Raw genomic sequence first — 13,503 nt, 5'->3', positions numbered from 1 at the left:
TAGTCTTGGCCACGACTTCCTTTACAGACGGGCCGGATAGTCTATTAACAATGAAAGCGCATGAAATTATTTGGTTTTTTGAATTGACACCCCCCATGCGCATGTTTAGCATCAGCCGAAATCTGAATTACGGGCTCGTCTGCATGAAACGCTTCACTCCATTGGCACTTAGCGTGTCTCTCGCATTGCTGTTCGCATCGCCGGCCAAGGCCGCCGCGGTCGATCAGCCACCGGCTTCGCCAGTGGACGAAGCGCAGGCTGCCGGCCTGGACATGATGCTGATGAACTCCAGCCTGCTGCGCAATGGCGACGACGTATGGAAACGGGTGCGCGAAGGCTTCCAGCTGGATGAAGTCAACGCCGACGTGATACGCCGCCAGGAACGCTTCTACGCCAGCCGCCCGGAATATTTCAAACGCACGCTGGACCGCAGCCGCAAATACCTGTTCCACATCATGAACGAGGTGGAGCGCCGCGGCATGCCGACCGAAATCGCGCTGCTGCCCATGGTGGAAAGCGCCTTTGTGCCCACTGCCAGCTCACGCGTCGGCGCCGCCGGCCTGTGGCAGTTCATGCCGGCCACGGGCCGCCACTACGGACTGGAACAGACCTGGTGGTATGACGGCCGCCGCGACGTGATGGACGCCACGCGCGCCGCCTTGGACTATCTGCAGATCCTGTACGCGCAGTTTGGCGACTGGAACATGGCGCTGGCGGCCTACAACTGGGGCGAAGGCAATCTGGCCCGTTCCATGGCCAGGGTGCAGGCCACAGGTCAGACCCCGACCTACGAAAACGTCCGCATGCCGAATGAGACGCGCAACTACGTGCCCAAGCTGCTGGCGGTGCGCAATATTCTGGCCAACCCGGAAAAGTACGGCGTCCATCTGGATAAATTCCCCAACAAGCCGTACTTCGTCGCCGTTTCCACCGGCAAGCACATGAACATCGACATCGCCGCCAAGCTGGCGGGGATTTCCGTGGCCGAATTCAAAGAGCTGAATCCGGCCTTCAACCTGCCGGTGTTCGCGTACAAAGCCGGCCGCCAGATGCTGCTGCCCGCCACCAAGATCGACAAATTCCAGGCCAATCTGGATAAATGGGACAAGCCCCTGCTGACTTGGGAAGTGTATCTGCCCAAGGGCGATGAAAGCCCGACGGCCATCGCCAGCCAGCACGGCATGAGCACCAGCCAGCTATTGGCGGCCAACCGCATCGGCGGCAACACGCTGAAGGCCGGGCAGCCGGTATTGGTGGCGATGAACCCGCGCCTGAATGACGGCCAGTCGCTGGAGTCGGTGGATACGCCGCTGCCGGACACATCGGCAGGCCAAACCATGCTGGCCAAGGCAGATGACATGTCCGCCGCGCCTATCCAAGTCGCCGCTGCGGTGCCGGCACAACAGAACGCCTTGATCGCACAAGCTGCCCAGCCCGCCGAACCGGCCGTCACCCCTGCGGTCGAGATCGACGCCAGCAAAGCCGCTCGCCAGACTGTCATGATCGCCAGCGCGACAAACGATGATGCCGCGCCAGCCCGTTCGTTGACCACGCGCAGCCTGGACAGCTACACCGTAGCCAGCGGCGACACGCTATACAGCATCGCCCGCCGCAGCAACCTGAGCGTGGACGAGCTGAAAGCCTTGAACCAGCTGGATGGCAATCTGGTGCAGGTGGGCCAGCAATTGCGGCTGAAAAATCCCGCATCCACGGACTTCCAACTGGCGAGCAATGCTAGCAGCGCAGGCTCCGACCCGGCGCTGATCAAGGTCAGCGACAATCGCTCGCCAGCGTCTGCGCACAGCACCGAATACGTGGTCCAGCGCGGCGACACCCTGTACAGCATCGCCCGCCGCTTCGGCGTCAGCCACTATGATATCCACCGCCTGAACGGCAGCCGCCAGACTAGCCATCTGCAGCCGGGGCAAAAGGTCAAGATCGTCGGCCTGTAATCGCTATCGAGAAAAAATGGCCCGGAGTTTCCGGGCCATTTGCTTTTTACATTTAGCGACGCCAGCCGCGCCTCGCAGCGCCGCTCAGCAAAGACAGTACACCAGCGATCGGCTCTTAACGCCGGCGCGATCCGCTCAGCCGCCGCACCAAGCTTCGCGCAGGCGGCGGCGCCTCGATCAGCCGCGGCAGAATCTCCTGCAACTGGCATCGCAACGCCTCCACCGTCAACGACAACTCCGCCACCAGCCAGTGGCAATGCGTGGGCTGGCGCATGCGCGCAGGATTGTCCGCCGCCGGCAGCGGATCGGCCAGCAGCTGCGGCTGATTGAACCGCAAGGCATGCGCGGCGCGCAACAGCGTGCGGACAATTGCCCGCCGCGGCGAGCGATCCTCGGCCAGCGCCGGCGTGGTGGCGGCCACCTCGTCCATCCGGTCCAGCAGCGTCCAGACGCCGCGCTGGCAGCGCTGCACCTGATCCAGCTGGCGATGCGTCATGGCCGCCTCCTGCGTCACCGCTGCCAGCAAGCCGCGCATGCGGATCAAGCGCGAGTTGAACTGATCCAGCGCCGCATCGCCCTCCACCGGCAAACGGCGCGCGATGCGGTTATAAAGCAAGGCCGCCTCACGCAGATTGTCGGCCAGCAGGAAACGCCAGCTGTCTATCGCGCGCAGCGGCAGCGTGGCGGCCGCCGCCATGCCGATCAGCGAGCCAATCAGCACATTGCAGCTGCGCCATAGCGCCTCGTTGATCGATTCGTCGCCCAAGCCGCCGACGATCACCAGCGTGATGCCGGTCAGCAGCGCCAGATAGCCTCCTTTGCCCTGGGCATGCCAACTGCTCAGGGCAATCACCAGCAACATCCAGCCATAACACAGCCATGGCGAGACGCCATGCAGCAGGATGGCGATCAGGCCAGCCAGCGCGCCCAGCAGCGAACCGCCCATCCGCTCCAGCGCCTTGCGCCGCACCCCGCCCCAATGCGGCACGCCGCCCAGCACGATCAATATCGTCACCAGCATCCAGCCGCCGTGCGGGATGCCGCTGAAAATCACCAGCGCCAGACCCAGCAGGAAAGCCAGCAACACGCGCAGCACATGCACCTGGCGCGCGTAACGGTTCAGGTAGTACGGCACCACCAGCACCCGCCAAGGATGTTGCCATCGGTTCATCGCGCTACTCCGGATTGCGGCTGTCCAGCCAGATCGTCACCGGGCCATCATTGACCAGGCTGACTTGCATGTCGGCGCCAAACACGCCCGTCGGCACCGGCTTGCCGAGCGCAGCCGACAACGCCGCGACGAAGCGCTCGAACATCGGCTGCGAAATTTCGCCGCGCGCCGCGCGCGAATACGATGGGCGATTACCCTTTTTCACGCTGGCATACAAGGTGAACTGGCTGACCGCCAAAGCCTCGCCGCCGCAATCCTGCAGGCTGCGGTTCATCACGCCCGCTTCGTCGTTGAACACGCGCAATTGGCTGATCTTGCGCACCAGCCACTCGATATCGGCGGCGCCATCGGCCTCCTCCACACCCACCAGGAGCAGCAAACCGCCGCCGATCTCGCCCGTGGTTCTGCCATCCACCGTCACCGCGGCGCGGCTCACTCTCTGCACCAATACCCGCATGCCAACTTTTCCATGATTGATTGATCGCTTCCATTCTATCCAAATCCGCCGCGGAGGACGCGACTCGCCCGGCTTCCGGTACAATAGCCGTCCCACTCGCCAAGGATTAGCTGCATGTTGATGCTGATTTCTCCGGCCAAAACGCTGGACTACCAAACGCCACCCGCCGTGAACCGCTACAGCCAGCCGGATCTGCTCGACCATAGCGCCGAGCTGGTCCGGGTGCTGCGGCAGAAAAGCCCGCTGGACATCGCCAAACTGATGGACATCAGCGATGCGCTGGCCACCTTGAATGTCGGCCGTTACGCCGACTGGCAGCCCTCGTTCACGCCGGCCAACGCCAAGCAGGCGATCTACGCCTTCATGGGCGATGTCTACGAGGGATTGGACGCCGCCTCGCTGAACGAGACATCAATCGATTATCTGCAAGCGCATCTGCGCATCCTGTCCGGCCTGTACGGCGTCTTGCGTCCGCTGGACCTGATGCAGGCCTACCGCCTGGAAATGGGCACCCGGCTGGCCAACAGCCGCGGCAAGAATCTGTATGAGTTCTGGGGTGAAATCGTCACCGGCAAGCTCAACGAACAATTGGAAACCCTGGGCCAGCGCACCCTGGTCAACCTGGCTTCCGACGAGTATTTCAAGTCGGTCAAACCCAAGGCCTTGAACGCCGCCATCGTCACCCCGGTGTTCCAGGACAAGAAAAATGGCCAGTACAAGATCATCAGCTTCTACGCCAAACGCGCGCGCGGACTGATGGCGCGCTGGGCGGCGGAACGTGGCGTGACCGATCCGCAGCAACTGCGCGGCTTCGATAGCGAGGGCTACGCCTTCGATGCCGCGGCCTCAGGCGAACTCACCTGGGTATTCCGACGCGATCATGCCTGATTAGGCGAATCCAAACATCATCATTATGATCATGCTTTTATTCGAAAGAACAAAAGCATGATCTCCACCCGCCTTGCCACACCGGTCGACACCGCGGCGCTGGCCGAGTTGTTCTACCGGATCGACCTGCACTATTTCGGCCCCGAGCGCGCCAATCGCGAAGCCTCTGCCCGCTATGCGGCGCGCAATCTTTTCCAGCCGCACTGCGGGGTACAGGTCATGCTGGCGGAGCGAGACGGCCAGGCCATAGGCCTCGCCACCTTCTCCCTGCTGTATCCGGCGCCGGAATACAGCGGCCAGCTGTATATGAAAGACCTGTTCACGCTTGAGGAAGCCCGTGGCAGCGGCGCCGGCAAGGGGCTGCTGCTCGCGCTGGCCCAGACGGCCGTCCACCACGGCTGCCAGCGGCTGGATTGGACTGCAGAACGGGGCAATCAGGACGCTGTGGACTTTTATCATCACATCGGCGCACGCATTGTCGAGGACAAAATTTACTACCGGATTGACGGCGAAGTGCTGCGCGCTTTCGCCGAAGCAAGCCTTTGATCCGCCACGCTACATTTGTTCACACTTCTGCGCGATGAAAATCGGTTACAGCATGCCTAACTTTGACTAAACGCATGCCAAACGAATTTCCTTCTCCCTACAATCGATTGTTCCGATTGCAAGCGATAGGCGGGAGTCGTTGAATGAAAAAGAATTTCCCGGTCACGGGAATGGAGCGGCGTTTTGAAAGCGGGCTGATCGTCTCCAAGACCGACCTCAAAGGCATCGTCACCCACGTCAACGACGCCTTTATCGAAATCTCCGGCTTCAGCCGGGAAGAACTCTTGAGCAGCAGCCACAACATCGTCCGCCATCCGGACATGCCACCCATCCTGTTTGAAGACCTCTGGCGCACCTTGCAGCGGCAATCGCCCTGGCGGGGCCTGGTCAAGAACCGCTGCAAAAACGGCGACCACTACTGGGTGGACGCGCTGGTGGTGCCGGTCAGGGAGGCAGGACAATTGACCGGCTATATGTCGGTCCGCTCGCCGGCCCGGCGCGAGGCCATCGCCCAAGCGGAGCGCTTCTACCCGCAATTGCTGCAAGGCGCCAGCCTGCCGCGGCGCCAACGTCATGGCGTGGAAGAAAACGTGATGCGCCGCCTCTTCGCCGCCGCCTTATTCCTCGCCCTGCTCAGCCAGGCCGCGCTCGCTGGCAATGCCGCAGCCTGGCTGGCCGGCGGCCTGGGCGCGCTGGCGGTCGCGCTGTGGCAGGGTTTCGAGCTATGGCGCGGCCGGCGCCAGCGCCAATTGCTGCTGGCCTGTGAAAACATCGCGGAAGGCCGCCTCGACCAGCCCTTGTCCATCAACGGGCGTGGCGAAAGCGGCAGGCTGGAAAGCGCGCTGGCCTGCATGCAGGTGCATTTGAAGGTGGTGATAGACGAACTGCAGATGACCGCGCGCGAGCTGGAACAAGACGCGCGGCAATTGAATGGCACGCTGCATGGCGTGGTTGAGCGCGTGGCGGCAGGCGCAGGCAATATGGATAGCATGTGCGCGGCCATCGAACAACTGTCCGGCTCCATCGAGCAAGTGGCCAGCCATGCCGGCGATACCGCCAAGCTGAGCCAGTCATCCAGCGCCACGCTGAGCCACAGCGCCGGTCAGATGGCCCTGGCCAGCGAACTCAGCGCCGCCACCGTCGACACCGTCAACCGCGCGCAGGACTCGATCCAGTCGCTGACCGGATCGATAGGCAGCATCAACCAGGTCGCGCAGGCCATTCACGAGATCGCCGAGCAAACCAACCTGCTGGCATTGAATGCCGCCATCGAAGCCGCCCGCGCCGGCGAAACCGGCCGCGGCTTCGCCGTGGTGGCGGACGAGGTGCGCAAACTGGCGGAACGCACCAGCATCAGCACCGGAGAAATCAAGCAACTGGTGGCGCGGGTGCGCCAGGCATCCGACGCCAGCGTGGAAGCGATGCACAAGGTGTGCAATGAGACCCACGCCGGCAGCACGGCGCAGCAGGAAACCCATGCCCGGTTGGAAGACATTCTGGCTGCGGCCCACCGCGTCAGCGCCATGATGCAGGATATCGCCGCCACCAATAGCCAGCAGTCGGCTACCGCCAGCCAGTTGACGGGACAAATGCAGGACATCGTCCAACAGCTGGAAGCCACACATCGCCACATCGACAACGCGCATGGCACCGTGTCCGACTTCAACCGCCGGGCGCAGCGCCTCAGCCGCATGGCTGCGCATTTTCAGCTGGATGGTCAGGACGCGTGAAGCGCGGCAGAAATGCAAAAAACCGAAGCTTAGGCTTCGGTTTTTTGTTTTTTGGTTGCGGGGGCAGGATTCGAACCTACGACCTTCGGGTTATGAGCCCGACGAGCTACCAGACTGCTCCACCCCGCGTCTGAAATCTGTTCTGCGCTGTGTTTCGTGCAGAGGAGTGAACTATAAGCCAATCCATCCGGCGCGTCAATACTTTCAACTAAAGAATTTTAAACGACCGCCCAACCGCCCATTCATACTCTTTAACAGATGCCGACCCCAAACACATAAGCCATCAACAAAAGCGCGCTACATTGACATCGTGGTCGGCAGCATAGCGAAAGCGACTCTGCTCTGCCTCTTGGTTGAACTGCCATTTGACCGAGCGTGCGAAACGACCTTGTGCATTTTGACGGGTGTTGCAATCTGTTCGCGACTGCCAGCGTGGGCAGAACGGCGATGCCTGTTCTCCTAAGTGTTCATCACGGAACTTCGGGCCGCTTTGTGCGGCCCTCTTTTTTTGTCTAGTCACTTAAGAGAAGGCAGCCAGTATACCCGTATTGGATATGCAGTGCCAAGCCTGCCCGCTATGCCGCCCATGCCGCTTGGCGATCCCCCATGCGACGGCGCAGCAACCAAGTCACCGCCATCAGGCCGCCATACACGGCATAACTGATCCACGGCAACACCAGAATCGAACGCTCAACCGGCCAACGCCAGGCCAGCCAGCTGCGCAGCAGCATCTCCAATACCAGTCCGCATCCCCACAAAGCCGTCATCGCGCGCATGCCGCGCCGGAACTGCGCCTGTTGCCACAGCCGTTCGCAATGCGCCCGCCCCTCCTCATGCTGACGCTCAATCGTGGCGCGCGCCAGGTAAAACACCAGCGGCCTGGGCAATAGCAGCGACAGCAGAAAAGCCACGCCAAACAAACCGGACAGCAGCGACTCGCGCAGCAACAGCATTTTCTCGCTCCCGCCCAGCGCCATGGCCGCCAGAGACAATACGATGCCCAGCAGGACCATCATGCTCAGCGCGTCGACCCGACGGTCGCGCCACAGCTCCCAGCCGCTCCACAGCAAGGGCGGAACGGCGGACAGCAATAAGCCGCCCATTTCGCCCCAGTGCGGCTTGCCCCAGCGATAACACAACCAGGGCAGCAGGAAATTGACGATCAACTCCAGCAGCAATCGGCTTCGGCGCGCCATGGCAACCCCTTCGGCTAAAACTGTCAAACTGCCGTTTTTCCATGCCGGCGTCAACAAAAGCGAAGCCCCGCGCGAGCGGGGCTGGTTTTTCTTTTGCCCACGCGGGGCCGAACACGGTATCAGGCTGCGGCCTGGATGAACCCATTGGCGGGATACATCGCGCTGGCCATGCCCAGCGCAGACCGGAACGTCACTTCGAACATCTTGCCGACCTGGCGGATGCTGACCACTTCGTAGTGGACAACGCCGCCGCTGTCTTTGTATTCGAACACCTTGTAGCCGGGTTTCAGCTGCGAAATCTTCATTATGGTTTCCTTATTCTTTTTTTAAACAAAACAAGCGCATATAAGTTTTTTAGTCGCTGTCGGCTGAGGAAAGTTCCCGCACCGACAACTTGCCGGCACAGACCGACAGTAGCAGGCCACGATGACAGCACCGTTAAGGCCCTGCCCGCCGCGCCGGCATCCCGCATGCCTTTGACTGCAGCGCGCCGGAGCGCAGAGACAGCGGGAGGCAGGCATTGGCGGTTTCAAGCAGCGCGGGGACTCTGCTTGCCGGAAAGCAAAGCCCCAGCTACCAATATGGTCGCTGGGGCCGCGTTAACCAAGTGGAATTAACTTAACTGGTAATACTACTTATTTACCATGATCCAGATCAAAAACGCTAGCTGAAATTGATCAGCCGACGCGCATGCCGGGCTTGACGCCCGCATCCGCGTCCAGCAGGAACAGGCCCTCGCTGTCGTCCACGCCGGACGCGCAGACGATCATGCCCTGCGACACGCCGAAACGCATTTTGCGTTCTGCCAGATTGGCGACCACGATCACATGGCGGCCCACCAGTTTTTCCGGCTCCTGATACGCCTTGCGGATGCCGGAGAAGATGTTGCGCTTCTCGAAGCCCAGATCGACGGTGAACTGCAGCAGCTTGTCCGAGCCTTCGACGAAATTGCATTCCAGCACCTTGCCGACGCGCAGGTCCAGCTTGGCGAAGTCGTCGATCTTGATGGTTTCGGCCAGCGGCTCATGCGCGGCCGCTGCCGGGGTATCTTGGGTAGCTTGCATATTCTGTTTGTTCGCTTCTATCAGTTTGTCGATCAGCGCCGGGTCGATGCGCTGCATCAGGTGCTGGTAGGTTTGGATCTTCTTGCCCAGCAGCAGGGTTTGCGCATCGCTCCAGGACAACGGCGCTACGTCCAGGAAGGCTTCCACGCCTTCGGCCAGCTTGGGCAATACCGGCTTCAGGTAGATGGTCAGCAGACGGAAGGCGTTGATCAGCACGGTGCAGACTTCCTGCAGGCGCGCGTCCTGGCCTTCCTGCTTGGCCAGTTCCCACGGCTTGTTGGCATCCACGTAGCCGTTGACTAGATCGGCCAGCGCCATCACGTCGCGCAGCGCCTTGGCGTATTCGCGCGCCTCGAAGGCGGCGGCCAACTCGTCGGAGGCGGCTTGCAGCTTGGCCAGGATGTCCATGTCCGCCACGCTGGCGGCCAGTTGGCCATCAAAGCGTTTGGCGATGAAGCCAGCGGAGCGGCTGGCGATGTTGACGAACTTGCCCACCAGGTCGGAGTTGACCCGCGCCACGAAGTCGTTCAGGTTGAGGTCGATGTCCTCGATGCGGCCGTTCAGCTTGGCGGCGATGTAGTAGCGCATCCACTCCGGATTCAGGCCGCAGTCCAGGTAGCTCTTGGCCTGAATGAAGGTGCCGCGCGACTTGGACATCTTCTGGCCGTCCACGGTCAGGAAGCCGTGGGCGAACACGCCGGTCGGCGCGCGCAGGCCGGAGTAGTTCAGCATCGCCGGCCAGAACAGGGCGTGGAAGTACAGGATGTCCTTGCCGATGAAGTGGTACATCTCGGTCTGGCTGTCCTTGGCGAACCACTCGTCGAAGTTCAGGTTCAGGCGCTCGCACAGATTCTTGAAGCTGGCCATGTAGCCGATCGGCGCGTCCAGCCACACATAGAAATACTTGCCCGGCGCGCCCGGAATCTCGAAGCCGAAGTAAGGCGCGTCGCGGCTGATGTCCCAGTCCTGCAGGCCGCCGCCTATCCATTCGTTCATCTTGTTCAGCGATTCCGGCTGCAGATGCGGCTGCTCCACGCCGTCGCTGCGCTTGCTGCTGCCGCTGGTCCAGGCTTTGAGGAAGTCGGCGCACTCGCCCAGACGGAAGAAATAATGCTCGGAAGTCTTCAGCACCGGCTTGGCGCCGGACACCGCCGAGTACGGATTCTTCAGCTCGGTCGGCGCGTAGGTGGCGCCGCACACTTCGCAGTTGTCGCCGTACTGATCCTTGGCGGAACACTTCGGGCACTCGCCCTTGACGAAACGGTCCGGCAGGAACATCTGCTTTTCCGGATCGAACAGCTGCTCGATGGTGCGGCAGGCGATCTTGTCGTCGGCCTTCAGTGCCAGGTAGACCTGCTCCGCCAGCGCCTTGTTTTCCGGGCTGTTGGTGCTGTAGTAGTTGTCGTGGCCGATCAGGAAACCCTGCGAATCGGCAAGGTGCAGCTCGCGCACCTCGTTTACCAGCTGCTCGGGAGTGATGCCGCGCTTCTCGGCGGCCAGCATGATGGGCGCGCCGTGGGTATCGTCGGCGCACACGTAGTAGCACTCGTGTCCGCGCATCTTCTGGAAGCGCACCCAGATATCGGTCTGAATCTGCTCCAGCATGTGGCCCAGGTGCAGCCCCGCGTTGGCATAAGGCAGCGCGCTGGTCACCAGAATCTTGCGTTTGGTCATTCGGATCATTCCCTGATTGGCAATCTCAAGCGATCGATTATAGAGACAGAACGGGCGGGCGGCCAACGCCGACGCACCCCATCAAAAGCGCAAGCCCGGAACGCTGGGCGGCCGGGCTTGCGAACATGGCGATGATGAAGATCAGGCGCCTTGGCTGGCCAGCACGCCCTGCGGCTCGGTCGGCGCAGCGCGCTCGGCCATGGCGACGCCGACCATCTTGCGGCCCAGCATCACATAAAGCAGCGAGAAGCATAGCGCCAGCGCGGTATAGCCGCCCAAGCCTGTCGCCTGGTAAACCTGGCGGAACAGCTCGATGCCCACCGCGTAGCCTGCCATCGACAGCATGCTCATGCTGGCGGAAATCGTGCCGCGGCCGGCCGCGTCGCACGACATCAGCGCAAAGCGGTACAGCACGCCGAAGGCCATGCCCTCGCCGAAGGCCATCAGGCTCATGCCGGCCACCATCCAATATTGCGGCACGGACGAGAACGCCACGCCGGCAGCCATCAGCGCCAGGCCGCCGACGATGGGCCACATGCCCACCAGCGCGGAGCGGCCCAGCGGCCAGCGGTCGGCGATCACGGCCAAGGCCAGGTTGCCGGCGATCAGGCCGCCGAACACCGGGATCTGCATCAGACCGTACTCCACCGTGCTCATGCCCAGATCGCGCACCAGCAGCACCGGCGACAGCGCGATCCAGCCCATCAGCGGCAGCGCCAGCAGGGGGATGCACAGCGCGGACAGCACAAAGCGGCCATGGCTGAACACTTTCATATAGTCGCGGCCCATGCGGGACAGCGGCAGCTTTTCATGGCTGGGCTGAACGGTTTCCGGCATGCGGAAAAACAGGCCCAGCAAAGCCAGCAGCGACAGCGCCGCGATGAACAGGAAGCCGCTGCGCCACGGCGCCAGCTCGATCAGGGCCGCGCCGGCCAGCGGGCCGACCAGCGGCGCGATCAGCGCCACATTGGCCATCAGCGCCGTCACGCGCACGGCGGCGGTCTCCTCGAACGACTCCTGCAGCGAGGCATAGCCGACGGCATTGATGAAGCACAGGCCTATGCCCTGCAGCAGGCGCAGCGCGATGAAGGCTTCGATGGAGCTGACCAGATAAGTGGCCAGGCACATCACGGTGAAGTAAGCCACGCCGAACAGCAGCACCGGACGGCGGCCGATGCGGTCGGACAGCGGACCGGTCAGCCAGGCCAGCAGCGCGCCGCCGGCCAGGAAGGCGGTCATCGAGGACGGCGCCCAGGAGGCGTCCACCAGAAACTCGCGGGTGACCGACAGCATGGCGGGCTGCACCATATCGTTGCAGATGTAGACAGCGAATTCGAACAGGACCAGGGCCAGCGGGAACAGCAGGTTGGACCAGGTGAGTTTGGCGTGTTTGGACTGCATAAAGCGGGAAATGCCTTTCTTTGACAAAGAACAGGGCCCGCGGCCTGACGGGGCCGAGCCTTGGAGGCGCTAGCACCGCGCCGGGAAAACCGGCCATTTTACGCCAGCAGCCGGTTTATATCAAAAAAAACTGATAGACATCAGCTGCTTCCGAGCGGCATCCTTCCGTTTCGCCCCCTGACAAACGAGGCGCGCTGGCGCGATACCGCGCGCACGGCGCCGCAATCCGGCGTAAAATACGCGCAAACATCCATCGCGTACCCAGCATGTTCTCCAAACTCACCCGGCTATTCGGCGGCCAAGCCGACGCGGCCAAGCAGAACGAAACCATGGCACAGCTCGAAACTCAGATCCTGGAAACCCTGAAGCCCTTGCTCGACGCCAACACCGGCAAGAGCTATATCGCGGCCAAGAATGTCAAAAACCTGCAATGCGGCGACGCCGAAATCAGCCTGGACGTGGTGCTGGGCTACCCGGCCAAGAGCCAGTTCGACCGGGTCCGCCAGCAGTTTGAACAGGCGCTGGCGCCGCTGGCCGCGGGCCGTGCCGTCACAGTCACGGTCTCCAGCCAGATTGTCAGCCACTCCGCCCAGCGCGGCGTGCCGCTGCTGCCCGGCGTGAAAAACGTGATCGCCGTCGCCTCCGGCAAGGGCGGCGTCGGCAAGTCCACCACCGCGGCCAACCTGGCGCTGGCGCTGTCCGCCGAGGGCGCGCGCGTCGGCCTCCTGGACGCCGACATCTATGGCCCGTCGCAACCGTTGATGATGGGCCTGCAAGGCCAAAAGCCGGAAGCGGTGGACGGCAAACTGATCCCGCTGTCCAATCACGGCGTGCAAACCATGTCCATCGGCTACCTGGTGGACCCGGACCAAGCCATGGTGTGGCGCGGCCCGATGGTCAGCCAGGCGCTGCAGCAGCTGCTCAACGACACCCGCTGGGACGATCTGGACTATCTGGTCATCGACATGCCGCCGGGCACCGGCGACATCCAGCTGACGGTGTCGCAAAAAGTGCCGGTCACCGGCGCGCTGATCGTCACCACGCCGCAGGACATCGCCCTGCTGGACGCGCGCAAGGGCGTCACCATGTTCCAGAAGGTGGGCGTGCCGATTCTGGGCCTGGTGGAAAACATGGCCATCCACATCTGCTCGAACTGCGGCCACGCCGAGCACATCTTCGGCGAAGGCGGCGCGGCGAAAATGGCGCAGGACTTCGGCGTGGAGCTCTTGGGCTCGCTGCCGCTGGACCTGGCCATCCGCCTGGCGGCGGACGAAGGCAAGCCCAGCGTGGCGGCCGACCCTGACGGCAAGCCGGCCGAGCTGTACCGCGCCATCGCGCGCCGCGTGGCGGTGAAGGTGGGCGAAAAGGCTCAGGATTTCTCCGGCAAGTTCCCCAAGATCGTCATCCAGAACAACTGAGCGGCA

Annotated in this window: 11 protein-coding genes and 1 tRNA gene; 5 read left to right on the top strand and 7 right to left on the bottom strand. The window is 62.5% G+C overall.

Annotated elements, in window-relative coordinates:
- Positions 1-173: 173 nt before the first annotated feature.
- Positions 174-1,952 (top strand): lytic transglycosylase, encoded by a 1,779-nt coding sequence (locus tag QUG01_RS09770; protein WP_500829959.1) that lies wholly within the window; start codon positions 174-176, stop codon positions 1,950-1,952.
- 115 nt (positions 1,953-2,067) lie between these two features.
- Here QUG01_RS09770 and QUG01_RS09765 read toward each other — a convergent pair whose 3' ends face one another.
- A complete protein-coding gene (locus QUG01_RS09765; RefSeq protein ID WP_500829958.1) occupies positions 2,068-3,123 on the bottom strand; it encodes an FUSC family protein in 1,056 nt (351 codons plus the stop codon).
- Between the two features lie 4 nt (positions 3,124-3,127).
- Positions 3,128-3,580, bottom strand: coding sequence for a D-aminoacyl-tRNA deacylase (dtd, locus tag QUG01_RS09760; protein WP_500829957.1), 453 nt, complete (start codon positions 3,578-3,580; stop codon positions 3,128-3,130).
- Between the two features lie 114 nt (positions 3,581-3,694).
- On the opposite strand from dtd, the gene yaaA reads away from it, so the two are divergent.
- The 3 genes from yaaA to QUG01_RS09745 all read left to right on the top strand — a co-directional run bounded on the left by yaaA (position 3,695) and on the right by QUG01_RS09745 (position 6,744).
- On the top strand, positions 3,695-4,468 hold the full coding sequence (gene yaaA / locus QUG01_RS09755; protein ID WP_500829956.1) for a peroxide stress protein YaaA: 774 nt from the start codon (positions 3,695-3,697) through the stop codon (positions 4,466-4,468).
- A gap of 57 nt (positions 4,469-4,525) precedes the next feature.
- Positions 4,526-5,014, top strand: coding sequence for a GNAT family N-acetyltransferase (locus QUG01_RS09750; RefSeq protein ID WP_500829955.1), 489 nt, complete (start codon positions 4,526-4,528; stop codon positions 5,012-5,014).
- A gap of 143 nt (positions 5,015-5,157) precedes the next feature.
- Positions 5,158-6,744, top strand: a complete 1,587-nt coding sequence (locus QUG01_RS09745; RefSeq protein WP_500829954.1) for a methyl-accepting chemotaxis protein — start codon at positions 5,158-5,160, stop codon at positions 6,742-6,744.
- A 52-nt stretch (positions 6,745-6,796) separates the two neighbouring features.
- Here QUG01_RS09745 and QUG01_RS09740 read toward each other — a convergent pair.
- The 5 genes from QUG01_RS09740 to QUG01_RS09720 all read right to left on the bottom strand — a co-directional run bounded on the left by QUG01_RS09740 (position 6,797) and on the right by QUG01_RS09720 (position 12,079).
- A tRNA-Met gene (locus tag QUG01_RS09740) sits at positions 6,797-6,873 on the bottom strand.
- A gap of 446 nt (positions 6,874-7,319) precedes the next feature.
- Positions 7,320-7,940, bottom strand: a complete 621-nt coding sequence (locus QUG01_RS09735) for a VC0807 family protein (RefSeq protein WP_500829953.1) — start codon at positions 7,938-7,940, stop codon at positions 7,320-7,322.
- Between the two features lie 119 nt (positions 7,941-8,059).
- Positions 8,060-8,245, bottom strand: a complete 186-nt coding sequence (locus tag QUG01_RS09730; protein ID WP_043624213.1) for a hypothetical protein — start codon at positions 8,243-8,245, stop codon at positions 8,060-8,062.
- A gap of 372 nt (positions 8,246-8,617) precedes the next feature.
- Positions 8,618-10,678: a methionine--tRNA ligase gene (gene metG / locus QUG01_RS09725; RefSeq protein WP_500829952.1), complete on the bottom strand. Its 2,061-nt coding sequence runs from the start codon at positions 10,676-10,678 to the stop codon at positions 8,618-8,620.
- Positions 10,679-10,819: 141 nt separating this feature from the next.
- Positions 10,820-12,079: an MFS transporter gene (locus QUG01_RS09720; RefSeq protein WP_500829951.1), complete on the bottom strand. Its 1,260-nt coding sequence runs from the start codon at positions 12,077-12,079 to the stop codon at positions 10,820-10,822.
- A gap of 266 nt (positions 12,080-12,345) precedes the next feature.
- On the opposite strand from QUG01_RS09720, the gene apbC reads away from it, so the two are divergent.
- Positions 12,346-13,497, top strand: coding sequence for an iron-sulfur cluster carrier protein ApbC (gene apbC / locus QUG01_RS09715; protein WP_500829950.1), 1,152 nt, complete (start codon positions 12,346-12,348; stop codon positions 13,495-13,497).
- Positions 13,498-13,503 lie beyond the last annotated feature (6 nt).

Source organism: Chromobacterium sp. CCUG 76385, from assembly GCF_059916625.1.
The sequence above is the reverse complement of the archived record's forward strand: the minus strand, read 5'-3'. Positions and strand labels throughout refer to the sequence as shown.